The following is a 24,990-nucleotide window of genomic DNA, read 5'->3' on the forward strand; positions in this document are numbered from 1 at the left end:
TTCTTCCAAACAGGACCCGACGGAGACAAGCCATGCAATGGACCCATGAACATCTGGAAGTGCGCAAGACCCTCAAGCGCTATATCGACGAGAAGATCAATCCTCATGTCGATGAATGGGAGCAGGAGGAGATCTTCCCGGCGCATCAGGTGTTCAAGGGTCTGGGAGATCTGGGCCTGCTGGGCCTGACCAAGCCCGAAGCCTATGGCGGTGCGGGGCTGGACTACTCCTACAGCCTGATGATGGCCGAGACACTGGGTCATATCCGCTGCGGCGGCGTGCCCATGGCCATTGGCGTGCAGACCGATATGTGCACGCCCGCACTGGCACGCTTTGGCAGCGACGCCTTGCGCGATCAGTTTCTGGCGCCCTCCATCGCGGGCGATATGGTGGGCTGCATAGGCGTGAGCGAGCCCGGTGCGGGCAGCGATGTGTCGGGCATCAAAAGCCATGCCCGCAAGGATGGCGATGACTACATCATCAGCGGGCAGAAGATGTGGATCACCAACAGCATTCAGGCGGACTGGATGTGCATGCTGGTTAACACCGGTGATGGACCGGTGCACAGGAACAAAAGTCTCATCATGGTGCCGCTGCGTGACGGCCCGCGCGGCAAGCTGACCAAGGGCGTGGAAGTCGCGCAGAAGCTGCGCAAGATCGGCATGAACTCGTCGGACACGGGCCTGCTGTTCTTTGACGAGGTGCGCGTGCCGCAGCGCTATCTGGTTGGGCAGGAGGGGCAGGGCTTCATCTATCAGATGCAGCAGTTTCAGGAGGAGCGGCTCTGGGCCTCGGCCAGCGGCCTGCTCGCCATGGAGGACTGCATTCAGCAGACCATTGAGTGGGCACAGCAGCGGCAGATGTTCGGCAGCACCCTGATCGATCAGCAATGGGTGCAGTTCAAGCTGGCCGAGTTGCAGACCGAAGTCGAGGCGCTGCGAGCACTGACCTATCGTGCCGCTCAGATATATATGGCGGGCCAGGATGCGCTGCAACTGGCCAGCATGGCCAAGCTCAAGTCGGGGCGGCTGACGCGTGAAGTGGCCGATACCTGTCTGCAGTTCTGGGGCGGCATGGGCTTTACCTGGGACAACCGTGTCTCGCGCCTGTACCGCGACGGGCGTCTGGGCTCGATAGGCGGCGGTGCCGACGAGGTCATGCTGGGCATCATCGGCAAGACCATGGGGCTGATCAAGCGCCAGGCGCACTGAGGAGCGGCGCATGACCCAGTTGCTTGAAATCGAACGCCTTCCCTTGGGCAACGGCTTTGTGGAATGGTGGCGACTGAACTCGCCGCAAACCCGCAATGCGCTGACCGATGAGGTGGTGCAGGCTTTGCGCGATCAGGCCACAAGAGCGCAGAAGGATTCACTGCTGCGCGTGGTCGTGCTGTGCGGGAACGGCGGGCATTTCTGTGCGGGTGGGAGCCTGGGAGGCTTTGCCAGCAGCATAGGCTCGCCGCTGCCTGCGGGTGCGCAGGACCCGCTGGTTGAGGTCAACCGCGAGTTTGGTCATCTGCTGCAGCAGCTGGCAGAGCTGCCCCAGTTGCTGATCGCTGCCGTGCAGGGCGCAGCCATGGGCGGCGGTGTGGGGCTGGTCTGCGTGGCCGACTGGGTGGTGGCGGATCAGCAGGCCGTCTTTGCCACGCCCGAGGTGACGCTGGGCATTGTGCCCGCGCAGATCGCGCCGTTTGTGCTGCGCAGGCTGGGCGAGGGTTCTGCGCGTCAATGGCTGCTGGGCGGTCAGCGCTGGTCCGCAAGTCAGGCGCAGCAGGCCGGCCTGGTGCAGGCCGTGATCCAGGCTACGGACGCTGCCCACTGGCAGAGCCAGCTGCAGCAGCAGCTCGAGATCTGCGCTCAAGCCGCACCGCAGGCGGTGGCAGCCACCAAAAAGCTGCTGGCAGCCATTGGCGGGCAAAGCCTGGATGCGTCGCTGAACCAGGGCGCGCAGGCCTTTGCCAGTGCACTGCGCAGCGCTGAAGCGGGGGCGGGGCTCAAGGCCTTTGCCAGCAAGCAGCCCGCTCCCTGGACCTGCATTGCAGGAGGCACATCATGAAGCGCATTCTGATTGCCAATCGTGGAGAGATTGCGCTGCGCATCATGGCTACGGCCAGGCGCATGGGCATAGAGACCGTGGCGGTGTACTCGGATGCGGATGTGGGAAGCCTCCATGTGCAACAGTCCACACAGGCCTATGCTCTGGGCGGGCTGACATCGGCCCAGAGCTATCTGGACATGCACAAGCTGCTGACGGCCGCCAAGGCAACAGGGGCCGATGCCGTTCATCCCGGTTACGGCTTTCTCAGCGAGGATGCCGGCTTTGCCCAGGCCGTGCAGGAAGCGGGCCTGATCTGGATTGGTCCGCCGCCGGCCGCGATTCGCCAGCTCGGCAGCAAGGCGGCCGCCAAGCAACTGGCCAAGGCCCATGGCGTTCCCTGTCTGCCAGGTTATGAGGGCGATGACCAGAGCGATGCGCGCTTTGCCGACGAAGCCGCCATGATTGGCTACCCCGTCATGGTCAAGGCCGTGGCCGGTGGAGGCGGGCGCGGCATGCGGCTGGTGGAAAGTGCCCAACATCTGCATGCAGCTCTGAACAGTGCACGTTCGGAAGCCGTGGCTGGCTTCGGCAACGGTGACTTGCTGGTGGAGCGTGCCGTCATGCACCCGCGTCATGTGGAAGTGCAGGTGTTTGCCGACGGGCATGGCCATGTGATTCATCTGGGGGAGCGCGACTGCTCGGTTCAGCGTCGCCACCAAAAGATCATTGAGGAAGCCCCCAGTCCGGCCGTCAGCGCCGAGCAGCGCGAGCACATGGGCAACTGTGCCGTGGCCCTGGCCAAGGCCGCAGGCTATGTGGGGGCGGGTACGGTGGAGTTTCTGGTCGAAGGCCGGCAGTTCTATCTGATGGAGATGAATACCCGACTGCAGGTCGAGCATCCTGTAACCGAGGCCTTGACGGGCCTTGATCTGGTCGAGTGGCAGATTCGCGTGGCGCGCGGCGAGGCCTTGCCGTTGACGCAGCAGCAGGTTCGGCTCGACGGCCATGCCATCGAGGTACGGCTGTGCGCCGAAGACGAGAACTTTCAGCCACATGCCGGTGTGGTGCGGCATTTCTCAGCCCCCGAGGCTGCTGTCTTCAGCCGCGCACCGCTGCGTTTTGACCACGCATTGCACACCGGCAGCGAGGTCACTCCCTATTACGACGCCATGCTGGGCAAGCTGATTGTCCATGCGCCAACGCGAGAGCAAGCCATCGACCGGCTGATTCATGCACTGGGCCGGCTCACGGTGCTGGGCTTACCGACCAACCGTGCCTTTCTGATTGAATGCCTGAACGACGAGGTGTTCAGGCGGGGCCAGGCTCTGATCTCCTATCTGGCGGGCGATGCACCACGCTTGCAGCAGCTGCTGCGAGAAAAGGAAGCTCAGGCTCACCAGCACTGGGGTGCGCTGTGCGTCGTGGGCCAAAGGCCGGGGCCGCTGGCTTGCAGCTATGCCCAGTTGCGCAAGCTGCAGCACCGGGGCCGGACGCAGGAGCTGGCGCTGCGGCCCGAGACTGCCCAAAGCTGGCTGCTGCACCGGCACGGCGCTGAGCCTGTGCTGCTGCAGGTCGACGAGTTGCTGGCCTATGGCTGGCGAGCGAGATGTGCGGGCCTGACCCAAACCGTGCAGGCAGTGCAACTGCCCGCAGGGCAGGGCGGCTCGCGCTGGCATCTACAGGCCGGCGACGTGGACTGGTGGCTCGAAGATGTGAGCTATGCCCCGCCCGAAAATGCGGCTGCAGCGGGCCAGACAGCAGAGCTGCGTGCGCCGTTCAACGGCCGTGTGGTGCAACTGGACGTGGTGGCCGGGCAGACGCTCAAGGCCGGCGATGTAGTGGTGGTCATCGAATCCATGAAGCTGGAGCACAGCCTGAGCGTGAAGGCCGACTGCCAGGTGGAGGCCGTGCTGGTCAATGCCGGTCAGCAGGTGGCACCGGGTCAGGTGCTGCTGAAACTGGCGCCCATGTCTGGAGGCACTGCATGACTGATGCCACTGAGCGTGAAATGCTCTATGACATGGTGCGCCGCTTTGCGCGCGAGCATATCGCTCCTCATGTCACGGCCTGGGACGAAGCTGGCGAGTTCCCGCGCCAGCTCTATCGCCAGGCCGCCGAGCTGGGGCTGCTCGGCGTTGGCTACCCCGAGGAGCTCGGTGGTACTGCGGCCACGCACGGCCTGCGCGCCGCCCTGTGGCTGGCGTTGTGCCGCTACGGGGGCAGCGGCGGCGTGCTGGCCAGCCTGTTGTCGCACAACATCGGCCTGCCGCCCGTGGTGGCTCTGGGCAGCGATGCGCTCAAGCAACAGGTGGTGCCCGATGTGCTGGCCGGCCGCAAGATCGCGGCGCTGGCGATTACCGAGCCCGGCGGCGGATCGGACGTGGCGGGGCTTCGTACCAGGGCCAGGCGCGATGGTCACGAGTATGTGATCGAGGGCGAGAAGACCTTCATCACCTCGGGCATGCGTGCCGACTGGATCACGGTGGCAGTGCGCACGGGCGAGGAGAGAGGTGCATCCGGCATCTCCCTGATCCTGGTGCCCGGCGACAGCGCGGGATTACGCCGCAGCCAGCTGCACAAAATGGGCTGGCAATGCTCGGATACGGCCCATCTGTTCTTTGATGGCGTGCGCGTGCCGGCCAGTCATCTGCTCGGGGTCGAGGGCGAGGGCTTTCGCGCCATCATGCAGAACTTCAACGGCGAGCGCCTGGGCATTGCCTGCGCTGCGCTGGGCTTTGCCCAGGCCTGCTATGACGAGGCGCTGGCCTGGGCGCAGCAGCGCCACACCTTTGGCGTGACGCTCAATCAGCATCAGGTCATACGCCACAAACTGGTGGACATGCAGCAGCGCCTGCGCAGCACCGAAGCCTGGATCAACGCCGTCTGCGCACGTGCCGATGGTGGCGATAGCGGTGCGGACTGGGTGGGAGAGGTCTGCGTGCTCAAGAACCACGCCACCCAGACCATGCAGTTCTGCGCCGATACGGCGGTGCAGATTCTGGGCGGCATGGGCTTTATGCGCGGCACGCTGAGCGAGCGCATTTACCGGGAAGTCAAGGTGCTGACGATTGGCGGCGGCACCGAGGAAATCATGAAAGAGCTGGCCGCGCGCCAGTGGCGTATCTAGGGCGCATCTGTGGCAGCCCTTGCAGGAGAACTTCAGAGATCAGCCTGAAGCGCTTATGAGTAAAGCGCTATCAGCTTCCATTTAAGGAGCAATATGTCCGATAAAGCCATTATTACCTGTTCCATCACCGGGGTGCTGACCGACCCGAATCAGCATCATGTGCCTGTGACGCCAGAGCAACTGGCGCAGGAAGCACGCCGAGCCTATGACGCAGGCGCATCGGTGGTACATGTCCACTTCAGGCGCCAGGAAGAGGGCAAGGGTCATCTGCCCAGCTGGGATCCGGCAGTGGCCAGGGCCTGCGTGGATGCCATGCGTGCAGCCTGCCCCGAACTCATCATCAATCAGACCACCGGCGTGGTCGGCCCCGATTACCAGGGACCGCTGGATTGCCTGCGTGCCACGCGACCCGAGATGGCGGCCTGCAATGCGGGCTCGCTCAACTATCTCAAAACCCGCAGCAATGGAAGCTGGGCCTGGCCGCCCATGCTGTTCGACAACCAGCCCGCAAAGGTGCAGGACTTTCTCGATGTGATGGCCGAGACCCACACGCTGCCCGAGTTCGAGTGCTTTGACGTGGGCATTGTGCGCTGCGTGGGCATGTATGTGGAAACCGGCATGTACCGAGGCCTGCCCGAATACAACTTCGTGATGGGTGTGGAGTCCGGCATGCCGGCAGACCCCGACCTGCTGCCTATCCTGCTCAGGCTCAAGATCAAGGATGCGCCATGGCAGACCACGCTGATCGGGCGCAGCGAGATTTGGCCCACCCATCTGCGCACGGCCGAGCTCGGCGGACATTTGCGCAGCGGACTGGAAGACACTTTCTATCTGCCGGACGGCAGCAAGGTCACATCCAACGCTCCGCTGATCGAGCAGCTGGCTCGCTATGCGCGTGATGTAGGCCGTGAAGTCGCCACTCCCAGGGAGGCCAGGCAGATGCTGCACCTGGCGGCCTGAATCGGGGAGAAGTTGCAGATGAACACTTGCACTCCTCCTCAGACCGTGGCTCAGGCGCTGGCGCAGACCGTGGCCGCCCATCCCCACAGGGATGCCTATATCGACCAGGGGCGCAGCTACAGCTGGCAGCAGGTGGATGTCATGGCCAGCGCCTGGGCTGCCCATCTGTCCTCGCTGGGCCTGCGGCCCGGTGAACGCATCGGCATCATCCTGCCCAACGGTCTGCCCTGGGTGCTGAGCTATCTGGCAGCGGCGAAGACGGGGCTGGTCGTGGTGGGCCTCAGCGTCCGATACCGGGACGCCGAGCTGGACTTCATGCTGCAGGACAGCCAGGTCAAGGCCGTGCTTGCGCCGCGCGAGTTTGCCGGTTTCGACTACCAGAGCTATCTGGCGCAGGCCCGTCGGCGTTTTGCGGCGCTGGAGCACCTGCTGTGGGTGGATGAAGGATTCGAGCAACCGCTGCGGTCCGGCGCGAAAGCCTTGTATGAAGGCACCGGTCCTGAACCGGATGACCTGCTGATGATCATCTACACCTCCGGCACCACGGGCAGGCCCAAGGCGGCGGGTCTGACGCATCGCTCCCAGTTGGGCTCAGCGCTGGCGCAGCATGCGCATGTGAAGGCTGTGGTGGACGATATGGTGCAGCTGGCCATGCCGCTCAACCATGTTGGCGGTATTACCTGCGGCGTGCTGACCATGCTGCTGGCGGGCGGCTGCTGCGAGCTGGTGCCCATGTTCAGCCCCGAGGCCGTCTGGAAGATGGCGCGCCGGCATCCGCCGACCTGGCTGGTGGGCGTGCCTACCATGCTGACGCTGCTGCTCATGCATCCGCTGCTGGCAGAGGTTGATATGAGCCGGCTGCGCCTGATCGTGGTGGGTGGATCAAATGTGGAGCCGGTGTTGCTGCAGCGGCTGCAGCAGCAGTTTCCAGGCGTGAGCATCATGAATCTCTACGGTCTGTCCGAGACTTCGGGGGCCATCGTGATGACGCCCTGGCAGGCGGATCAGCAGGCCCTGCTGCACAGCATAGGCAAGCCGCTGCAAGGGGCGCAGCTGCGCGTGGCGGGGGCAGATGGAGAGGAGCTGAGGAGTGGCGAGGTGGGGGAGCTGTGGTTTCGCGGTGCGGGGGCGATTCCAGCCTATGTGGGGCAGCAGCGGGACGAAGAGGCGTTTGCCGGCGGCTGGCTGCATTCGGGGGATCTGGGGCTTGTCGATGAGCGGGGCCTGGTCCACCTCAAGGGGCGGCAAAAAGACATGTTCATACAGGGCGGCTTCAACGTCTATCCCAGCGAGGTGGAGAGCGTGATTGCCGGTCATGCAGGCGTGCTGATGGTCGCCGGCATCGGCGTGCCGGACCCCGTGCTGGGCGAGGTGGGGCGCTATTACATCGTGATCAGACCCGGTGCCAGCGTGAGCGAGGAGGAGCTGCTCGCGCATTGCCGCCAGCAGCTCGCTGACTACAAGCTGCCGCGCCAGCTGGTGTTTCGCACCGAATTGCCGTTGACACCGGCAGGAAAGATCCAGAAAGCCTTGTTGCGAGCAGAGGAGTGCTGTTCATGAATGTGCAATTTGATTTTTCGGGCCGCCATGTGATGGTGTTTGGCGGCACCACAGGCATCAACCTGGGCATTGCCCAGCACTACGCGATGGCAGGTGCCAGGGTCTCGGTCGCCAGTCGCAAGCAGGCCAATGTGGATGCGGCCCTGGCGACGCTGGGGGCGCAAGCCTTTGGCGTGGTGGCCGATGTGCGCGATGAGCAAGCGGTGGGCGCAGCGCTGGCGCAGGCCGTAGCCTGCCATGGGCCGCTTGACGTGCTGGTGTCTGGTGCGGCAGGCAACTTCCTGGCACCTGTAGAGCAGATGTCGTCCAACGCCTTCAAGGTGGTGGTGGACATCGATCTGCTGGGCAGCTTTCATGTCGCGCGTCAGGCTCTGGTGCACCTGCGGCAGCCCGGGGCGAGCCTGATCTTCATCACCGCGCCGCAGTCCACCGTGCCCATGATGTACCAGGCCCATGTCTGCGCTGCCAAGGCTGGAGTGGACCATCTGGCGCGGGTGCTGGCGCTGGAGTGGGGTGCCAGGGGCATTCGTGTGAACGCCATTTCCCCCGGCCCCATCGAGGGCACGGAAGGCATGCGCCGGTTGGCCCCGCAGGGGACAGAAGGAGACGCTCTGGTGCGCAGCATGGTGCCGCTGGGGCGCATGGGTACGACCGCGGATATTGCCCGGCTGGCGATGTTTCTGGGCAGCGATGCGGCCAGCTACATCTCCGGCACGGTCATTGCCTGCGACGGCGGTGCGCAGGGCCAGCTCTCGCCCATGGTTGCCGCCGCGGCGATGGCAATGCCGCAGCAGTCTTAGAGACACAACAAGAAAAAGCGTGGGTTATGGGTTCCGGGTTGCACATTATCAAGGAGACAAACCATGATCGAGATGAGTCTGACGAAGGAGGCACGGCGCATCCGGCGCATTGCGCTGGGCGACCTGCTCTACCGCACGGCGCGCAAGTCTGGCAGCCGCACGGCGCTGGTCGATGGTGCTGAGCGCATCAGCTATGCCGAGCTGGATGCGCGAAGCTCGCGCTTCGCGCATTATTTGCTGTCGACGCTGGGGACGGGCAAGCAGATCGGCATGTTGTGCGCCAATTCCATAGACATGGTGGTGGCCTGCAATGCCATTCACAAAGCGGGTCAGGTGTGGGTGCCCGTCAATATCAAGCTGGAGGTATCGAGCATCGACTACATCCTGCGGCATGCCGAGGTGTCGGCAGTGGTGCTCGATCAGGAGTTGCTGGCCCTGCCCGGACTGGCTGAAATTCTGCAGCAATTGCAAGTGCCGCTCATCATCACGCGCCTGCAAGTGCAGCAAGGACTGCCGGGCATATCGTTGACACAGGCCGAGGCCGGCCGGTCCGATGCTTTGCCGGAGGTTGATATTGACGACAACCAGGCGGCCTTGCTCATGTACACCAGCGGCACCACGGGCAATCCCAAAGGCGTAGTGCATTCCCATCTGTCGGTATATGCGGCGGTCAAGGGCAATATCGACGAGATGAAATATGGCGAAACCGATGTGCTCAGCGGCTGGTTGCCTCTGTTTCATTGCGCCCAGCATGCGCTGGTGCAGACTGCGCTGGCGGCAGGCGCTTGCACCGTGCTCACGCGACAGTTTGTGCCGGCGGAGGTCGGGCAACTGGTGATGAAGGAAGGCGTGACGATCTTTGTCGGGCTGCCCCTGATGTATGCAGCGGTGCTGGCCGATCCGGGCTTTGCGCCCACCTCCATCCGGCAATGCATCTATGCCATGGCTCCCATTCCCAAACCCTTGATTGCCCAGATTGCGCAGCGCATGTGCCGCAATATCTCTCTAGCCACAGGGCAGACCGAGATATATCCGGCCACCATGACTTTCTACCCCTTGCTCAATGCCGAATGCGATGCCAATTTCTGGGGGCGCTCTCTGACCACCTGCGAGACCGCCGTTATGGATGACGATGGAAATCTGCTGGGATCCTGCCAGGTCGGCGAGATCGTGCATCGTGGCCCCAATGCCATGCTGGGTTATTTCAAGGACCCCAAGGCGACGGCCGAGGCACAGAAGTTTGGCTGGCACCATACCGGCGACCTGGGTATGTGGGACGAGCAGGGCCGCATGGAGTTCATAGATCGCAAAAAGGACATGATCAAGACCGGCGGCGAGAACGTCGCAAGCGTGAAGGTTGAGGCCGTCGTGCTGGCTCACCCGGACGTAGCTGCCGCTGCCGTGTTCGGTCTACCGCACCCCCACTGGAGCGAGGCGGTCTGTGCCTTTGTCATGCGCAAGCCAGGGGCTCAAGTGGACTCGGAGGCGATACTGGCCCATTGCCGCAATCATCTCAGCGGCTTTGAAGTGCCCAAGCTGGTCCATTTTGTGGAGGCCTTCCCGTCCACGGCGACGGGTAAGGTGCAGAAAAACGTGATGCGACGCCAGTTCGAGCAGGTAGCCAGAGAGCTCTGGGGCACCTGATATCCGGGCTTGCTCCGCAAATGCTGCCAGGGCCTGCAAAAGCAGGCCCTGGTTTCACTTTGCTGTCTCTTGCGTCCAGGACAGTACCGGATCGGCGCGCGTCTCGATGAGCTTGTTGCGGGCCTTGAGCAGCGGGTCCAGCATCTCCGGCTGAGGCACGATCCAGTATTCACCACGGTCAATGGATGCAAAGACGCGGTTGGCGAACTCCTCGGTGTCCATACCGTTTTCGTCGAGCATATGGGTCATCATGCCGTGAAACTGAGCCGACGCTGTGCCAGGTGCTTCTCGGAAGATGGCGGTCTTGACAGGACCAGGAGCCAGCAGCGAGACCTTGATTTGCGGATTGATGGCCGCGAGTTCGCCAGCCAGACCTTCGGTCAGCGCCACCACTGCGAACTTGGTGGCGGAGTAGGGCGCCATCATGGCGCTGGGCAGAAAGCCGCCTACCGATGCTGTGTTGATGATGCGGGCAGGCCGGTTGGCCCTGAGCAGACGCGGCACAAAAGCGCGCAGTCCATTGACGATGCCGTTGACATTGACCTGCCAGGCCTGCTGCCACTTGGCATCGCTGATCTCCCAGCTATTGCCGGTGCTGAGAACGCCTGCGTTGTTGAAAAGCAGATCGACCTGACCGAAAGCTGCATAGGCCTTGTCGGCCAGCGCATCCAGCGACGCCTGGCTGGTGACATCGGTGGCCACGGCCAATGCCTGATCTCCCAGCTCCAGCGCGACTTTTTCAAGGCCCGTCTGGTCGCGGTCTGCAACCACGACTTTCATTCCAAGAGAGACTGCCTTTTTGGCAAGGCCTGCACCAATTCCACTGGCGGCGCCGGTGATGACTGCAACTTTCATGATTTCCTCATTGGCTAAATACGAATGAATTAAAGCACTCCCAGCGTATCTATATTTCTCACGAATTCCCGCTTGACAGTTATTGAAGGTGTTTGCAGTCTTTGTTAATTTATTAAATAAAAATACCTGCTTGACATATAAAAAACCTGGGCGCAGTACGTCCGAATGGATTAATGGTTTTCACTAGGGACTGTAAACACAAACTTATTTTGTAAAGAGGAAAAGTCACAGTGATTTGAATTTGAAAAGAGCAAAGAATCTCAATTCTCATCGCCAATTGGTGGCGGTCAGTCAGTATTGAGGTTTGAAAATGAATTCATTCATCGGTGGTTTGGAAGGAAAAGTGGTTCTGGTCACAGGTGGTGCCTCTGGCATTGGCCTGGCCAGTGCCCAGGCACTGGCCTCCAGCGGAGCCAAGGTGGTGTGCGCTGATCTGCAGCAAAGCCAGGATTTGCCGCAGGGCTGCGAATTTCGCAAGCTCGACGTGAGCAGCGAGAAGCTGACCAATGAGTTGGTTGCTTACATGCTGGACCGCTATGGGCAGATTGATGGGCTGGTGACTTCGGCTGGCATTTCCCGCGTGGGTGATCTGCAGAGCATGCCCTTGCAGGAGTGGGAGCAGGTACTGCAAGTCAATTTGACTGGGACCATGCTCAGTGCACGTGCCGTGGCCAGCCACATGAAGCAGCGCGGTCAGGGCTCCATCGTCACCATCGCCAGTATCAACGGCATGCTGGGCAACCCGACCAATCTGGCCTATTGCACCTCCAAGGGGGCGGTGATCCAGATGGTGCGCAGTCTGGCAGCAGATCTCGGTGCTTACGGTGTGCGGGTCAACAGCATCAGCCCCGGCTATATCCACACGCCCATGACCACCATGCTTGATGAACTGCCTGTAGGCCAGGCTTTCGAGGCCATGCATTTGCTCAAGCGGGCCGGAAAGCCGCAAGAGGTGGGTAATGCCGTGGCATTTTTGCTTTCCGATATTTCTTCATTTATTACCGGGGTCAATCTTCCAGTGGATGGTGGATTCTCTGCGGCCAAAGTAATTAATATTTAAGGAATTCCAATGAAATATGATGTCATAGTGATTGGTTGCGGAATGTCCGGCATTCTGGCTGGTATTCATCTGAAAAATAGCGGGAAGAAATTCATTATTCTGGAGAAGGCCGGGACATTGGGAGGAACCTGGCGGGATAATACTTATCCAGGCCTGACTTGCGATGTGCCATCGCACGCCTATACCTATTCTTTCGAGCCCAACCCCGAATGGTCTCGGGTGCTGCCGCCCGGAGCCGAGATTCAGCAGTATTTCGAAGGTGTGTTCCAGAAATACGGTATTGCCGATTTTTCGCGGTTCGGCACCGAAATCACGCGTGCCGAATGGACGGGCGATGCCTGGACGCTGCAGGATCAGCATGGCAAGCAATATCAGGGCAAGGTGGTGGTTGCTGCCACAGGTGTGCTGCACCACCCCAACTATCCGCAGATCAAGGGCCTGGAGGAGTTCGAGGGGAACACGATTCACAGTGCGCGCTGGGATCATTCGGTACCGCTGGACGGTAAAAGGATCGCCGTCATCGGCACCGGATCAACGGGCGTGCAAATTGTCTCGGCACTGGCGTCGCGTGCCAGGGTGCGGCATTTTCAGCGCACGGCCCAATGGATTTTCCCGGTCGAGAATCCAGCTTTCAGCGAAGAGCAGCGTGCCGAATTCCGCAGCAACCGCGATCTGCTGGTTTATCTGCAGCGCGAACCCACTTATGTGGCCAATGTTGAACGCTTTACCGAGGGTGTGCTGGATCCGAATTCGGAACAGATTCAGGAAATTCAGAAAATCTGCCAGGACAACCTGGATGGTTCTGTTGCAGACGCAGGCCTGCGTGAAAAACTACAGCCGCATTACCGGGCCGGTTGCAAGCGCCTGATTTACTCGCCCGACTACTACAAGGCGATCCAGCACCCCGATTCCGAGTTGATCACCGAAGCTATTGCCAAGGTCGAGAAAAAGGGAGTGCGTACCAGCGACGGTGTGCTGCATGAGGTGGACGTCATCGTCCTGGCCACGGGATTCAAGACCGACCGCTATGTGCGCCCCATGAATGTGACGGGCCTGAACGGAGCCACGCTGGAGCAGGCCTGGAGCGATGTGCCCACGGCATACAAGTCCATCTCGGTGCCGGGCTTTCCCAACTTTTACTTCATGAACGGGCCGACCTCTCCCGTGGGTAACTTCTCGTTGATCGATACCTCGGAAATGCAGTGGGGCTATATCTCGCAGCTGATAGAGCGTGGCCAGCAAGCCGGTGTGGCAGGGCTTTCGGCCAGTCCCGAAGCCCTGGCTCACTACGACCAGGAGCGCTTGCAGGCCGCCAAAGGCTCGGTCTTCGGCTCGGGTTGCAACAGCTGGTATCTGGACAGAAACGGTGTGCCCAACACCTGGCCTTGGTCGCAGTCGCGCTTCAGGCAGGAGATGAGTGCGCCGGTGTGGCAGGACTATATCCACCACCAGACCGAAGAGCTTGTGGCCTGAGTGCCACCTCGCGCCCGTCCTGGTCGGGCGCGCTCCATCAACTTCAAGGAGTCCCAATGCAGATACACCCTGAAATGGCTGCCGTGCTGGAGCAGTTCAAGGATGCTCCACCTATGGATTTTGTGGCCACTCCGGTGCCCGAAATCCGCAAGCTCATGGACCACATGGCCTTCCCGCCTGCCGACCTGCCCATGCATGAGGTGCGTGAGATCGACATCCCCGGTGGCGATGGCCAGCCGCTCAAGCTGCGCCTGTACCGTCCCGGCACCGCGCAGGCAGCGCCTGTCATGGTCTATTTTCACGGTGGTGGCTGGTGCATAGGCACGCTGGACACGCATGACAACCTGTGCCGCCACCTGGCGCGCCTGACCGGCATGAATCTTGTGTCGGTCGATTACCGTCTGGCTCCCGAGCATGTCTTTCCCGCCGCGCTGGACGACGCCTATGCTGCCACGCGCTGGGTGGCGTTGCATGCGGCCGAGCTGCATTGCGATGCGCGGCAACTGCTGGTGGCGGGTGACAGCGCGGGGGGCAATCTGGCCATTGCCACCTGCCTGCGCGCAAAAGAAGACGGCTGGAGGGGCATAGCCCAGCAACTGCTGCTCTATCCGGTCTGCGATGCGCATATGGATGCGCCATCGCATGCACTTTATGGGCAGATGCCGTTTCTCACCACGGAAGCCATGGCCGCAATGTGGCGCCACTATCACCCTGCCATGCCTGCACATCCACTGGCCTCCATCATGCAGTACCCCGATCTCGCTGGTTTGCCAGCAGCGGTGCTGGTGACTGCGGAGCTGGACATATTGCGTGACGAGGGCGAGGCCTTTGGTCTGCGGCTGGAGCAGGCCGGAGTGCCGGTGGCCTGCCTGCGGGCTCAAGGCATGTTGCATGGGTTTGCCAACTTCAGCACCCTGGTGCCGGAGGTGGCAAGGTTGCTCGAAGAGGCTTGTGCAAAGCTCCACCAGGCCAAGTCCTTGGGGCTTGCTCAGGCCTGAATCTCGCAACTGTTCATGCATACAGTTGTGTGTGATGAAAGCCTCAGTTTTTATCCCCGCATCATGTGGACGCTCTTGTGGAAAACTATGCTTTCAAGCCCTGAAACCCGCGCCAGATGGTGCTTTGCACGGATTGCCTAAAAAATAGACGATTTGCGTGAAGGGATTAAACCGAGGGTTTTCACCAGTGGTTCTCAGCCTGTAAAAAAAGCCCGCCAACCGTTGCCGGTGGCGGGCTTTTTGGGGTGGCATGCGCGCGCTCAGGAAGGCTGCTGAGGCGTGGGGCGTGTGCGGTAGAACTGCATGGGAGACTCTTTCATTTCCTTGGCATGCTGGTTGAGCACTGACTTCTTCATCTTGCCCACCACATGCATCTCGCAGGGCTTGCAGTCAAAGCGCAGCGTGAGCTTTTCCTTGCCGTTGATCAGCTGCAGCGGCTCTGCCTTGATGGTGCCCTTGACGCCGATCACGCCCTTGGCCTGCTTGGGACACAGGCTCATCGAAAAGCGCACGCAGTGCTTGGTGATCATCAGCGAGACTTCGCCTTCCTCTTCCTTGCTCTCGTAGGCGGCGTCGATGATCTTCACGCCATGCTTCACATAGAAGTCATGGGCCTTCTGGTTGTAGACATTGGCCAGATAGGTCAACGTGTCTTCAGGGAAAGGCGCGGGCGGCTCCACGGGCTTGGCGCGGGGCAGGCGCACAAAGCCGTCAGTGCGGGCCTGCTCCAATGCGGCCACTGCATCGCGGCGCAGCTGGTTCAGGGCCGAGGCCGGCACAAACCAGGGCTGGGACAGCTGCAGGCTGATGTCGTTGACCGAGAAGATGCTGGCACCAAAGCGGCCCAGCTGCTCGCGCAGCGTGGCTTCGGCCTTGGCCGCGTCGGTGGCTGGCTGGTGCTCATGCGCGATGGATGCGGTGGCGCTGAAACCGTCTTCATCGGTCAGCGTCAGCGCAAAGCCCTGGGCGGCTTGCTTGAACTCGGCCCACAGGCCGATGCGGCGCTCGCTGGATTTTTTCTCCAGCATGCGCACCCAGTCCATATCGCGGTTGCGATTGATTTCCAGGCCTTTACGCAAGTCCTTGAACTCGGCAATCTCGTTCTTGGGGAACAGGCGCCAGATGCCTTTCTTGGCATGCATGCATTCGACGCGGTTGATGTGCACGCCCACCAGTTCTTTTTGCAGGTCGTAGTAGCAAAGGCCGTCGCCGTTGTGCAGTTCGGTGGCCTTGTCGCTGGTTTCGATCTCGAACCATTTGTCGCCCACTTGCGTGACCCAGCCAATGGAGCGGCCGGGAGTCTTGGGTGTGTCGAAGGCGCCGATGTCGTCTTTGCGGCCGTTGACGAAATAGTCGGTGAACTCGCGGTTGAAGTTCTGGTCGGGATCGGGCTCGAAGTTGAACGTGGTGTGGCCCGAAGACGAGCGTGCCAGCGGCTGCTCGGAGAACTCGCGCTCTTCGATGATTTCGTCGAGCAGCTTGCGGTAATGGGCGGTGATGTTCTTCACATAACCCATGTCCTTGTAGCGGCCCTCGATCTTGAAGCTGCGCACGCCAGCATCGATCAGGGCGCGCAGATTGTCGCTCTGGTTGTTGTCCTTCATGGACAGCACATGTTTTTCGTGGGCAATGATGCGGCCCTTGTCGTCCATCACCTCGTAGGGCAGGCGGCAAGCCTGGTTGCAGTCGCCGCGGTTGGCGCTGCGGCCGGTATGGGCGTGGGTGATGTAGCACTGGCCCGAGTAGGCCACGCACAGCGCGCCGTGTACGAAGAATTCAATCGTGGTGCGGGCCGGGTCCGTGGCGGCGCGCACGGCGGCGATCTGCTGCAGATCGAGTTCGCGGGCCACCACGATTTGCGACAGGCCAGCGTCCTGCAGAAAGCGTGCTTTTTCGGGCGTGCGGATGTCGGTCTGGGTGGACGCGTGCAACTGGATGGGTGGCAGATCCAGCTCCAGCAGGCCCATGTCCTGAACGATCAGTGCATCGGCACCCAGGTTGTACATGTCCCAGGCCATCTGGCGCGCGCCTTCGAGTTCATCGTCGCGCAGGATGGTGTTGAGCGTGATGAAGATACGGCTGCCAAAGCGATGGGCGTGCTTGATGAGCCGTTCCATATCGCGGATGTCATTGCCTGCCGTCGCGCGCGCACCAAAGGCCGGGCCGCCGATGTAGACGGCATCCGCGCCATGGTTGATGGCTTCGATGCCGATATCGGCATCACGCGCCGGGGACAGGAGTTCGAGCTGGTGGGGCAGGAGAGACATAGGGGCAGGATTATCTCAGCAAGCCCCGGTTTCGGCACAGCGGTGGGTAATCGACTTGCTCAATGGCCACGTGGGCTGAATGTGCGCGGAAATACCACGGGCCCGCTGCGGTCCGCCAACCGGTAGCCCATGGCGGGGCGGTTCGACACACCGTCCACATGGCCGGCCTCGACCAGAAAGTTCGCTGCCAGCATGCGGGTGCGAAAGCCGCTTTTGTCCACGCTGCGCCCCAGCACGGTTTCATAGACTTGCTGCAGCTGGGGCAGGGTGAAGGGCTCGCTTAGCAAAAAAGCGGGCAGCGAGGTGTATTCGACCTTGCTGCGCAGTCTTTCCACTGCCGCCTGCAATATGGTGCCATGGTCGAATGCCAGAGCGGGCCGGCGCAGCAATTCATCCACTTCGAACCAGGCCACATCGGCCGCATTGGCGCCTTTGGTCAGTTGCAGCTCATGGGCGGGAATCAGCGCAAAGTACACATGGGTGGCCGACCAGCCACGCGGATCACGCGCCGCGCCGCCCCAACTGCCGAGTTGCTCCAGATAGGGGCTGTCCACACCCGTCTTCTCCTTGAGCTTGCGCGCAGCGCAGGCCTGCAGATCGGCATCCAGATCCACATTCACAAATCCGCCGGGCAGGGCCCAGAGGCCGGGAAACGGATCGTCTTCATGGCTTGGGCGTTGCACCAGCAATACATTCAGGCGGCCCTGGGCAATCGTGAAGATCACCACATCCACCGTGGTGTAGGGACGGGGAAAGTCCGGCGCTGGTTTGGAGTGACGCTGTGTAACGGTCATGAATCAGGCTTGACTGGATGAATGTTGAGTTGTATTGTACAACTCTCATAAGTTGCTCAATACAACTTATGTCCTATAGCTGGAGCCCAGCCCAAGCATGCAGACGCATGCCAACAAAGCCTGGTCTGGGTTTGCCACAAGGTATTGGCACCGTGGAAAGTACGCCAAGGCCGGGTCCCTGCCGTGCTAGAGCCTGTCATGAGCCAGGTCGGCTGGCTTCAGACAAAGAGAAAAAGAGAACAAGAGAAAAAGAAAATGAAAAACCAAAACACTACCGCACGCAGCAAGTTCCTCAGCCTGGTGCTCAGGCACAGTCCCGAGACCATAGGACTCAAGCTTGACGAGGCGGGCTGGGCCCAGACCGATGAGCTGCTGGCCTGCCTGGCACGCTCCGGTCGACCCATCAGTCTGGTGGATTTGCAGACCATGGTGGCTGACAACAACAAGCAACGCTATTCCTTCAGCGCTGATGGCAAGCGCATACGCGCCAATCAGGGCCACTCCATCAAGGTCGAGCTGGGCCTTGAGGCAAGGCGTCCTCCGGCAGTGCTCTTCCATGGCACGGCCACGCGTTTTCTGGATGCGATTTTTCACGAGGGCCTGAATCGGCAGTCACGCCACCATGTCCATCTTTCCGAGAGCGTGGAAGTGGCTGCTCAGGTCGGCAGTCGTCACGGCAAGCTGGCCTTGTTGAAGGTGGATGCTTCGCGCATGCATGGCGAGGGCCATGTGTTCTACCGCTCCGACAACGGTGTGTGGCTGACCGATGTCGTCCCGCCCCGGTATCTGCTGAAGCTGCCGTCATGAAAGCTTCAAGAATCATAGCTCTCGACGCAGATGGCGTGCTGCTGGACTACAACCTTGCATATGCCTCAGCCTGGGAGCGGGTATTTGGCGAGCGGCCTGTATTGAGGCAGCCTGACGCCTACTGGGCCATGGAGCGATGGGGTGTCGCCAGCCTGCAGGGCGAGGCTCTGAACCGTTTTCGCACCAGCTTTGATGCGCAGTTCTGGTCAAGCATTCCCGCGATTGCCGGAGCGCTCCAGGCTTGCGAGCAGCTGTGCGCCGCCGGTTACGAGCTGGTCTGTGTGTCGGCGATCAAGCCGCAGTTCGCCGAGGCTCGGCAGACCAATCTGCGCAAGCTGGGCTTTCCCATATCGCGTGTGGTCGCCACCAGCGGCCGTGCCGATCCGGGTCCCAGCCCCAAGGCACAAGCCCTGGCGCAGTTGAGACCTCTGGCATTTGTCGATGACTTTCTGCCGTATTTCGACGGTGTGGATGGCAGGGTTCACAAGGCGCTGGTGCTGCGCGAGCAGGGCGGCTCACCCAATACTGGACCGGGTCTGCAGGCCATTGACTCCACTCACGCCACTTTGGCGGACTTTTCCCGCTGGTGGCTGAACCATTATCAAGAAGAACAGACATGAACCGAGATTACGAAATTCGATCCGCAGCCGATCTGGTGGCCCAGCTCGACCAAGGCTACCGTCCCAAATACCTTTGTTTCTGGGGCCATCAAGCCGAAAGGGATGGCTCGGTGGGGAAAGGCTGCCTGAGCCAGTGGTTTGCGGCTCCATTCACCGTGGACGCAGACCGCTTTGCCACGGCGGAGCATTTCATGATGGCCGGCAAGGCGCGGCTGTTCGGGGATGAAGAGGCGCGCGTGCAGGTGCTGGCTGCGCCGTCTCCGGCCAGTGCCAAGCAGATAGGGCGCAGCGTGCGCAATTTCGATGAGGCACGCTGGAAGGCGGAGTGCTTCGACATCGTGGTGCGCGCTAGTGTGGCCAAGTTCTCCCAGAACCCGGCCATGGGAGAGTTTCTGCTGAAAACCGGTGAGCGTGTGCTGGTCGAGGCCAGTCCGCGCGACCGCATCTGGGGCATCGGCCTGGGCGCTGCCAATCCCGATGCCGAGCAGCCGCGCAAATGGCGTGGACAGAATTTGCTGGGTTTTGCGCTGATGGCCGCGCGTGCAAGGCTGAGGGCCGGACAATGAGCACGCTGGACCGTTTTGAAGGCGCTCTGCTGGGGCTGGCTTGCGGCGATGCCGTGGGTACGACGCTGGAGTTTCGGGCGCGCGGCAGCTTTGTGCCGCTGACCGATATGGTGGGGGGCGGGCCGTTTTCACTGAGGGCCGGACAATGGACGGATGACACGTCCATGGCTTTGTGCCTGGCCGAGAGTCTGGTCGTCAAGGAAGGTTGCGACCCCGGGGACCAGATGACGCGCTACGCCAACTGGTATCAGTGGGGTTACTGGAGCTCCACCGGTCACTGCTTTGACATCGGCATGGCAACGCGCGAGGCGATACAGCACTATCTGCGCACCGGCAATGCGCTGGCGGGAAGTGAAGATGCGCGCAGCGCCGGCAATGGCTCGCTGATGCGGCTGGCTCCGGTGGCCATGGCCTATGCCCATGATGAGCAAGAGGTGCAGGAGCGGGCGGCGCTGAGCTCTTGCACCACGCATGCGGCTGCGGAGTGTCTGGACGCCTGCCGTCTGTTTGCCGTGGTACTGAGCCGAGCCCTGCTGGGCGCAGACAAGGCGCAGGTGCTGGATCTGGCTGCGCTGCCGTTTGGTAGCCCGCGCATCGCCGAGATTGCACAAGGCAGCTGGCGCAGCAAAAGCCGCGAGCAGATCCAGAGCTCGGGCTATGTGGTGCACAGTCTGGAAGCTGCTTTGTGGTGTTTTGACAGGCTCGAGAGCTTTGAAGCCGTCGTGCTGGAGGCGGCCAATCTGGGTGACGATGCCGACACCACTGCGGCCATTGCCGGCCAGATAGCGGGTGCGTTCTGGGGGCGCAACGGCATTCCTGCGCACTGGCTGCAAAGGCTGCATCAGCAGGCCGATATTCGCGCGCTGGCGCAATCGATTTATGCGCTGAATCAGGTGCTGGCCCGATAGATTTTGCGTGGCCATGCTCCCTTCGCGGGACCTGTTCACACCTTGCAAGCAGGTCGCAGGCCCTTGGTTGTCGCAGCGGAGGTCGCGAAAGCCGCGCCGGGCCTGCGCGGTCTGCAGGTGCCTGTAGCCGTGGTGAACATGCCGGCCCTCCAAAAGGCTTGCCCGGCAGCCAGGAAAGTCCGGCGCAGCGTGCACCATCCCTGCCAACGCGGCACAATCAAGGCGCTGAGTTGGCGACGGTGCAAGAGCAAGGTCGGCAGCTTCAGCCGAAATCCGAAATATCCCCAGCTGCCTGAGTCTGTGCTCAACGCCGCAAGAGTCGAGTCTGCTCTGGCTTGCTAGCAATCGCTCCAATGGAGTTCTGCTCCTTAGACTCCAGGGGTTGCCCATTCGCTTGCACATTGAACTGGTATCGCGGGCTTTGCCGCTACGCCTGAGGCCTTGGCCTGGCGTAGGCTTGCATGCCACAGCCTTCCGCTTCATCAAGGAGAAAGCATGTCCATGACTGATCGCCCGGCCCAGAGCCGCCGTGTCCGCACCTCGTCTGCCCTGAGTCTGGCGCTGGTCGCTATGTCCCTGGCGTCCGCCCATGCAGCGGATGCGGAAAAGCCTCTGGTGGTGCGCATCGCCCATGGCGGACCGGTCTCCGGTCCTATCGCAGCCTTGGGCAAGGATGAGGAGAACGGCGTGCGCATGGCGATCGACGAGCTCAACGCCCGCAAGCTGCAACTGGGCGGCCGTCCCGTGCACTGGAAGCTGGAAGCCGGCGATGACGTGGGCGATCCCGGCCAGGCCACGGCGCTGGCACGCCGCTTCTGCGACAAGAAGGTGGCGGCCGTGGTGGGGCATCTTCAGTCGGGCACGACCTTGCCGGCGGCCAAGATCTACAACGACTGCGGTATTCCCAATATCACCCCTGCAGCCACCAATCCCGCGATTACCGAGGCCGGCTATGACGACACCTTCCGCGTCATCGCCAATGACCGTGCCATGGTCAATGCCTTGCTTGACTATGCCGTCAAGCACCAGGGCGTCAAACGCATCGCGATCGTGGACGATCGCACGGCCTATGGGCAGGGCATCGTCAAGCTGTTTGAAGCCGCAGCGGCCGAGCGCGATGTGCAGATCGTCGACAAGCAGTACACCAGCGACAAGGCCACGCAATTTTCGTCCATCCTCACCGCCATCAAAGGCCGCAAGCCCGATGCGATCTTCTTCGGAGGGCTCGATGCACAGGCCGGACTCATGCTGCGCCAGATGTCGCAGCTGGCCATGAATCAGGTGAAGTTCCTGGGCGGCGATGCGCAATGCTCGGAGCGCTTGCCTGCCATGGCTGACAAGGCGCCGGCGCTCAAGAACGTGGTTTGCGTGATGAGCGGCAGCTCCCTGGGCAATATGCCCGGCGGTCTGCTCTGGAAGCAGAAATACGACCAGCATTTTCCCGGCCAGTATCAGGTCTACAGCCCTTACGCGTATGACGCGACCATGGTGCTGGCCAAGGCCATGCTGAGCGCCGATTCAGCCCAGGCCGAGGCGTATCTGCCGCGCCTGCGCCAGACGCGTTACGAGGGGGTGACGGGCACGATTGCCTTTGATTCGCAGGGCGAGCTGCAGAATCCGCGCGTCACGCTCTACGGCTATGACTCCGGCGAACGCAAGGAGCTGGTGATCAGCGGCCATTGAGCGGCATTGATTTTTTTCGAGCAATTGTTATTCGGGCCTTGTCTGTCAGGCGCATAGAGCTATGAATCTTGATGCTTCCGTGCACGAACACTTCATGCGCCAGGCGCTGGAGCAGGCGCGCTGCGCCGCCGCCTGCGGCGAGGTGCCGGTGGGGGCCGTGGTCGTCAAGGACGGGCAGGTCATAGGTCGCGGTCATAACAGCCCGCTCTCTGCCCAGGACCCGACGGCCCATGCCGAGGTGCTGGCCCTGCGCGAAGCAGCTCGGACTCTGGGCAATTACCGGCTTGAGGGCTGCACGCTGTATGTGACGCTGGAGCCCTGCACCATGTGCAGCGGCGCCATGCTGCATGCGCGCGTGGATGCCGTGGTCTATGGTGCGGCCGAACCCAGGACCGGTGCGGCAGGATCGGTGCTCGATGTCTTCAGCTACCCCGCCATCAATCACCAGACGCGGGTGCTGCGCGGCGTGCTGGCCGCGCAATGCTCGGCGCTGATGGCAGAGTTCTTCCAGCTGCGACGCCAGGAAAAAAAGGCGCAGCAGCCGCACCCGCTCAGGGACTGGGCGCTGCGCAATGCCGATGAGGCGTTTGCCGACCTGCCCGCCTGGCCCTGGCAGCCGCAGTGGCGCAGCGACCTGCCGGCGCTGCAGGGTCTGCGTCTGGCGGTGGTCGATGAGGGGCCTGAGGATGCTGTGCTGACCTGGCTGTGTCTGCATGGCAGCCCGGGCTGGGGCTATGGCTTCCGGCATCTGCTGCCTGATCTGCTGGCCGCCGGTCATCGTGTGGTGGTGCCCGATCTGCCGGGTTTTGGCCGCAGCGACCAGCCCAAGAAAGACAAGCAGCACAGCGCGTCATGGCATTTGCAAATCATCGCCGAGCTGATCGAAGCGCTCAACCTGCGGCGGCTGGTACTGGTCGGGCAGGGCGATGGCGGCCGCCTGGGTCTGGCTGCAGCGCAAGCCCTGCCAGAGCGCTTTGCTGGCGCGTGGCTGATCGATACCTGGCCGCTGAACACGCAGCCGCAGCAGCGTCAGCAATGGTTTGAACAGGCTGCGCGCAAGCCGGGCTGGGATGTGGCGGGGGCCATGGCAGGGCTGCAAGGGCTGCACACAGCCGTGGATGCCCAAGGGCCTGAAGAGGCGCGCGCCTGGAATGCCCCGTTTGCGCAGCCCGGCCATCGGGCAGCACTCAAGGCCTGGCCGCGCCTGCAGACCGAGCTGGCTGTGCCGCCCGCCGAGCTGCTACAGCAATGGGCGCAGGCCGGCAGGTTGTGGCTGCAGGCACCGTCCACGGATCATTCTCTCTCTGCTGCGCAATGGCAGGCAGCCTGGCTGCAGGCCGTGCCGCAACTGGCGGCGCAGGCCGGAGTCTGGCGGCAAACCCGGCCTGGCGCTCCGGTTCCTGCAGCACGGCAGGGCGGCGGTGCAGCGGCTGTGGAATACTTTGCGCCGTAGCCCGACGGCCAGACCGGCGGAGCAAGCATCTGAACTAGGAGTCTTACGCAGACAAGAATGCAACAAGGGCTCGCCTTCTGAGGCAGTCGCCCGGCCTGAACCTGTTTGCGTAAGTCGTATGAACTTCTGAATCTGCGGATTCATCCACTTTTCACGGAGCATGCGGCCGATGGCCGCATGAAAAGGCTTTGGCAACCTCGCGCAAATCCCCTGCATCCACTACAGCGCCCCAGCAGCAAGATCCGCAGCACCACGCCCACTCGCACGGGCATGAGCCGGCCCACCAGGCACATGTGCATGACGAGCACTGCAGCCATGAGCACGGCCACCACGATCATCACGACCATGTGCACAGCGCCGATGGCAGCTGCTGCGGCCATGATCACAGCCATGGCGGCAAGCATGTCTATATCTATTCGCCCTCGGGTGCGGTGCGCGACAAGGCAGCCTTCAAACGCGGCATCAGGCAGCTGGAGGCCCTGGGTTACGAAGTGGAGATCGATGCCGATGCACTGGCCAGCAGCCAGCGCTTTGCGGGTGACGACGCCACCCGTCTGGCTGCTATCCATCGTGCAGCGGCCAGCGGAGCCGATGTGGCGCTGATTTCGCGCGGCGGCTACGGCCTCACGCGCATCCTGCCGGGCATCAAGTACAAGACCGTGGCCAAGGCGATTGCGGGCGGCACCAAGTTTGTCGGCCTCAGCGACTTCACGGCTTTTCAGCTGGCCATGCTGGCACAGACCGGCTCGGTCACCTGGGCGGGTCCCGCGCTCAACGCCGACTTCGGTGTGGACAGCAAAAAGACCGGCGAGCCCGTGGACGACATCATGCTGGACTGCTTTGAGGACCTGCTCAGCGGCCAGGGCGAGGGCGCGGGCTGGCAGATGCCCAGGATTGGCGAGCTGTCCAATGGCAAGCCCCAGCTCAAGGACTTCTATGTTCCCGGCGGAGCCACCTTGTGGGGTGGCAACCTGGCGGTACTGGTATCCCTGCTGGGCACGCCCTACTTCCCGCAGATCGATGGCGGCATTCTGTTCATCGAAGACGTGGGCGAGCACCCCTACCGGATCGAGCGCATGCTGACGCAGCTGCTGCTGGCAGGCGTGCTGCAGAAGCAAAAAGCCATCGTCTTCGGCCAGTTCACCGAATTCAAGCTCACCACGCATGACAAGGGCTTCAAGCTGCAGACCGTCATCGACTGGCTGCGCATGCAGCTCAAGCGCCCCGTGCTGCAAGGCCTGCCCTTTGGTCATGTGCCGACCAAGGTGCTGCTGCCCGTGGGCGCGCAGGTGTCGCTGTCTGTGGAAGGGCGGGATGCGCTGATCTACTGGGGGCATGTGTGACGGCAGACTGCCGCTGAGGTTGAGCCGCCAGCATG

Annotated in this window: 21 protein-coding genes; 18 read left to right on the top strand and 3 right to left on the bottom strand. The window is 62.0% G+C overall.

Annotated features, from left to right (window positions below):
* The first annotated feature begins 32 nt into the window (after nt 1-32).
* The 8 genes from P353_RS11535 (at nt 33) to P353_RS11570 (ending at nt 10,128) form a co-directional block, all read left to right on the top strand.
* Entirely contained in the window at nt 33-1,211 is a 1,179-nt protein-coding gene (locus tag P353_RS11535; protein ID WP_034369284.1) for an acyl-CoA dehydrogenase family protein, read from the top strand.
* A gap of 10 nt (nt 1,212-1,221) precedes the next feature.
* A complete protein-coding gene (locus P353_RS11540; RefSeq protein WP_034369286.1) occupies nt 1,222-2,055 on the top strand; it encodes an enoyl-CoA hydratase/isomerase family protein in 834 nt (277 codons plus the stop codon).
* Nucleotides 2,052-4,025: an acetyl/propionyl/methylcrotonyl-CoA carboxylase subunit alpha gene (locus P353_RS11545; protein WP_034369289.1), complete on the top strand. Its 1,974-nt coding sequence runs from the start codon at nt 2,052-2,054 to the stop codon at nt 4,023-4,025. Before P353_RS11540 ends, P353_RS11545 begins: the two co-directional genes overlap by 4 nt.
* Nucleotides 4,022-5,164, top strand: coding sequence for an acyl-CoA dehydrogenase family protein (locus P353_RS11550; RefSeq protein WP_034369292.1), 1,143 nt, complete (start codon nt 4,022-4,024; stop codon nt 5,162-5,164). The genes P353_RS11545 and P353_RS11550 overlap by 4 nt, the downstream gene beginning before the upstream one ends.
* A gap of 93 nt (nt 5,165-5,257) precedes the next feature.
* The gene (locus P353_RS11555) at nt 5,258-6,124 is read left to right on the top strand and encodes a 3-keto-5-aminohexanoate cleavage protein (RefSeq protein ID WP_034369294.1); all 867 of its coding nucleotides are present in this window, start codon (nt 5,258-5,260) and stop codon (nt 6,122-6,124) included.
* A gap of 18 nt (nt 6,125-6,142) precedes the next feature.
* Nucleotides 6,143-7,684, top strand: coding sequence for a class I adenylate-forming enzyme family protein (locus P353_RS11560; protein ID WP_034369296.1), 1,542 nt, complete (start codon nt 6,143-6,145; stop codon nt 7,682-7,684).
* Entirely contained in the window at nt 7,681-8,484 is an 804-nt protein-coding gene (locus P353_RS11565; protein WP_034369940.1) for an SDR family oxidoreductase, read from the top strand. Before P353_RS11560 ends, P353_RS11565 begins: the two co-directional genes overlap by 4 nt.
* A gap of 63 nt (nt 8,485-8,547) precedes the next feature.
* Nucleotides 8,548-10,128: a class I adenylate-forming enzyme family protein gene (locus P353_RS11570; RefSeq protein ID WP_034369298.1), complete on the top strand. Its 1,581-nt coding sequence runs from the start codon at nt 8,548-8,550 to the stop codon at nt 10,126-10,128.
* 54 nt (nt 10,129-10,182) lie between these two features.
* On the opposite strand, the gene P353_RS11575 is transcribed toward P353_RS11570, so the two are convergent.
* Nucleotides 10,183-10,983, bottom strand: a complete 801-nt coding sequence (locus P353_RS11575) for an SDR family oxidoreductase (RefSeq protein ID WP_034369301.1) — start codon at nt 10,981-10,983, stop codon at nt 10,183-10,185.
* Between the two features lie 310 nt (nt 10,984-11,293).
* On the opposite strand from P353_RS11575, the gene P353_RS11580 reads away from it, so the two are divergent.
* From P353_RS11580 to P353_RS11590, 3 genes are read left to right on the top strand one after another with little or no spacing between them, the layout of a single operon-like run.
* Nucleotides 11,294-12,043 (top strand): SDR family NAD(P)-dependent oxidoreductase, encoded by a 750-nt coding sequence (locus P353_RS11580; RefSeq protein ID WP_034369303.1) that lies wholly within the window; start codon nt 11,294-11,296, stop codon nt 12,041-12,043.
* Nucleotides 12,044-12,052: 9 nt separating this feature from the next.
* Nucleotides 12,053-13,516, top strand: a complete 1,464-nt coding sequence (locus tag P353_RS11585) for a flavin-containing monooxygenase (RefSeq protein ID WP_034369305.1) — start codon at nt 12,053-12,055, stop codon at nt 13,514-13,516.
* Nucleotides 13,517-13,572: 56 nt separating this feature from the next.
* Nucleotides 13,573-14,514 carry an alpha/beta hydrolase gene (locus tag P353_RS11590; protein WP_034369307.1) on the top strand — a complete coding sequence of 314 codons (942 nt, stop codon included), beginning with the start codon at nt 13,573-13,575 and terminating at the stop codon, nt 14,512-14,514.
* 260 nt (nt 14,515-14,774) lie between these two features.
* Here the strand turns inward: P353_RS11590 and P353_RS11595 are convergent, their stop codons facing one another.
* Both P353_RS11595 and P353_RS11600 read right to left on the bottom strand, forming a co-directional pair.
* Complete coding sequence (locus P353_RS11595) at nt 14,775-16,781, bottom strand: peptidase U32 family protein (protein ID WP_034369311.1); 2,007 nt, start codon at nt 16,779-16,781, stop codon at nt 14,775-14,777.
* A 59-nt stretch (nt 16,782-16,840) separates the two neighbouring features.
* Nucleotides 16,841-17,575, bottom strand: a complete 735-nt coding sequence (locus tag P353_RS11600; RefSeq protein WP_034369314.1) for an NUDIX hydrolase — start codon at nt 17,573-17,575, stop codon at nt 16,841-16,843.
* 255 nt (nt 17,576-17,830) lie between these two features.
* Here P353_RS11600 and P353_RS11605 point away from each other — a divergent pair, with 255 nt between their 5' ends.
* The 7 genes from P353_RS11605 to P353_RS11635 all read left to right on the top strand — a co-directional run bounded on the left by P353_RS11605 (nt 17,831) and on the right by P353_RS11635 (nt 24,955).
* Nucleotides 17,831-18,382, top strand: a complete 552-nt coding sequence (locus P353_RS11605) for an RNA 2'-phosphotransferase (protein ID WP_034369317.1) — start codon at nt 17,831-17,833, stop codon at nt 18,380-18,382.
* Nucleotides 18,379-19,002 (top strand): HAD family hydrolase, encoded by a 624-nt coding sequence (locus P353_RS11610; protein ID WP_034369319.1) that lies wholly within the window; start codon nt 18,379-18,381, stop codon nt 19,000-19,002. Before P353_RS11605 ends, P353_RS11610 begins: the two co-directional genes overlap by 4 nt.
* Nucleotides 18,999-19,568, top strand: a complete 570-nt coding sequence (locus tag P353_RS11615) for an NADAR family protein (RefSeq protein WP_034369321.1) — start codon at nt 18,999-19,001, stop codon at nt 19,566-19,568. The genes P353_RS11610 and P353_RS11615 overlap by 4 nt, the downstream gene beginning before the upstream one ends.
* Nucleotides 19,565-20,476 (top strand): ADP-ribosylglycohydrolase family protein, encoded by a 912-nt coding sequence (locus P353_RS11620; protein ID WP_034369325.1) that lies wholly within the window; start codon nt 19,565-19,567, stop codon nt 20,474-20,476. Before P353_RS11615 ends, P353_RS11620 begins: the two co-directional genes overlap by 4 nt.
* A gap of 495 nt (nt 20,477-20,971) precedes the next feature.
* On the top strand, nt 20,972-22,159 hold the full coding sequence (locus P353_RS11625; RefSeq protein ID WP_034369328.1) for a branched-chain amino acid ABC transporter substrate-binding protein: 1,188 nt from the start codon (nt 20,972-20,974) through the stop codon (nt 22,157-22,159).
* 61 nt (nt 22,160-22,220) lie between these two features.
* Nucleotides 22,221-23,612 (top strand): tRNA adenosine(34) deaminase TadA, encoded by a 1,392-nt coding sequence (gene tadA, locus P353_RS11630; RefSeq protein WP_034369330.1) that lies wholly within the window; start codon nt 22,221-22,223, stop codon nt 23,610-23,612.
* A gap of 293 nt (nt 23,613-23,905) precedes the next feature.
* Nucleotides 23,906-24,955, top strand: coding sequence for an LD-carboxypeptidase (locus P353_RS11635; RefSeq protein WP_198529066.1), 1,050 nt, complete (start codon nt 23,906-23,908; stop codon nt 24,953-24,955).
* Nucleotides 24,956-24,990 lie beyond the last annotated feature (35 nt).

This window comes from Comamonas testosteroni, assembly GCF_000761245.1.
Taxonomy (GTDB): Bacteria; Pseudomonadota; Gammaproteobacteria; order Burkholderiales; family Burkholderiaceae_C; genus Comamonas; species Comamonas testosteroni_C.

Bases quoted from the DNA above. Each gene is read 5' to 3' on its own strand.
- P353_RS11535 (WP_034369284.1), top strand. From the start codon at position 33: ATGCAATGGACCCATGAACATCTGGAAGTGCGCAAGACCCTCAAGCGC.
- P353_RS11555 (WP_034369294.1), top strand. From the start codon at position 5,258: ATGTCCGATAAAGCCATTATTACCTGTTCCATCACCGGGGTGCTGACC.
- P353_RS11610 (WP_034369319.1), top strand. From the start codon at position 18,379: ATGAAAGCTTCAAGAATCATAGCTCTCGACGCAGATGGCGTGCTGCTG.
- tadA (WP_034369330.1), top strand. From the start codon at position 22,221: ATGAATCTTGATGCTTCCGTGCACGAACACTTCATGCGCCAGGCGCTG.
- P353_RS11590 (WP_034369307.1), top strand. From the start codon at position 13,573: ATGCAGATACACCCTGAAATGGCTGCCGTGCTGGAGCAGTTCAAGGAT.
- P353_RS11625 (WP_034369328.1), top strand. From the start codon at position 20,972: ATGTCCATGACTGATCGCCCGGCCCAGAGCCGCCGTGTCCGCACCTCG.
- P353_RS11565 (WP_034369940.1), top strand. From the start codon at position 7,681: ATGAATGTGCAATTTGATTTTTCGGGCCGCCATGTGATGGTGTTTGGC.
- P353_RS11600 (WP_034369314.1), bottom strand. From the start codon at position 17,575: ATGACCGTTACACAGCGTCACTCCAAACCAGCGCCGGACTTTCCCCGT.
- P353_RS11540 (WP_034369286.1), top strand. From the start codon at position 1,222: ATGACCCAGTTGCTTGAAATCGAACGCCTTCCCTTGGGCAACGGCTTT.
- P353_RS11550 (WP_034369292.1), top strand. From the start codon at position 4,022: ATGACTGATGCCACTGAGCGTGAAATGCTCTATGACATGGTGCGCCGC.
- P353_RS11560 (WP_034369296.1), top strand. From the start codon at position 6,143: ATGAACACTTGCACTCCTCCTCAGACCGTGGCTCAGGCGCTGGCGCAG.
- P353_RS11570 (WP_034369298.1), top strand. From the start codon at position 8,548: ATGATCGAGATGAGTCTGACGAAGGAGGCACGGCGCATCCGGCGCATT.
- P353_RS11605 (WP_034369317.1), top strand. From the start codon at position 17,831: ATGAAAAACCAAAACACTACCGCACGCAGCAAGTTCCTCAGCCTGGTG.
- P353_RS11545 (WP_034369289.1), top strand. From the start codon at position 2,052: ATGAAGCGCATTCTGATTGCCAATCGTGGAGAGATTGCGCTGCGCATC.
- P353_RS11580 (WP_034369303.1), top strand. From the start codon at position 11,294: ATGAATTCATTCATCGGTGGTTTGGAAGGAAAAGTGGTTCTGGTCACA.
- P353_RS11585 (WP_034369305.1), top strand. From the start codon at position 12,053: ATGAAATATGATGTCATAGTGATTGGTTGCGGAATGTCCGGCATTCTG.
- P353_RS11615 (WP_034369321.1), top strand. From the start codon at position 18,999: ATGAACCGAGATTACGAAATTCGATCCGCAGCCGATCTGGTGGCCCAG.
- P353_RS11620 (WP_034369325.1), top strand. From the start codon at position 19,565: ATGAGCACGCTGGACCGTTTTGAAGGCGCTCTGCTGGGGCTGGCTTGC.
- P353_RS11575 (WP_034369301.1), bottom strand. From the start codon at position 10,983: ATGAAAGTTGCAGTCATCACCGGCGCCGCCAGTGGAATTGGTGCAGGC.
- P353_RS11595 (WP_034369311.1), bottom strand. From the start codon at position 16,781: ATGTCTCTCCTGCCCCACCAGCTCGAACTCCTGTCCCCGGCGCGTGAT.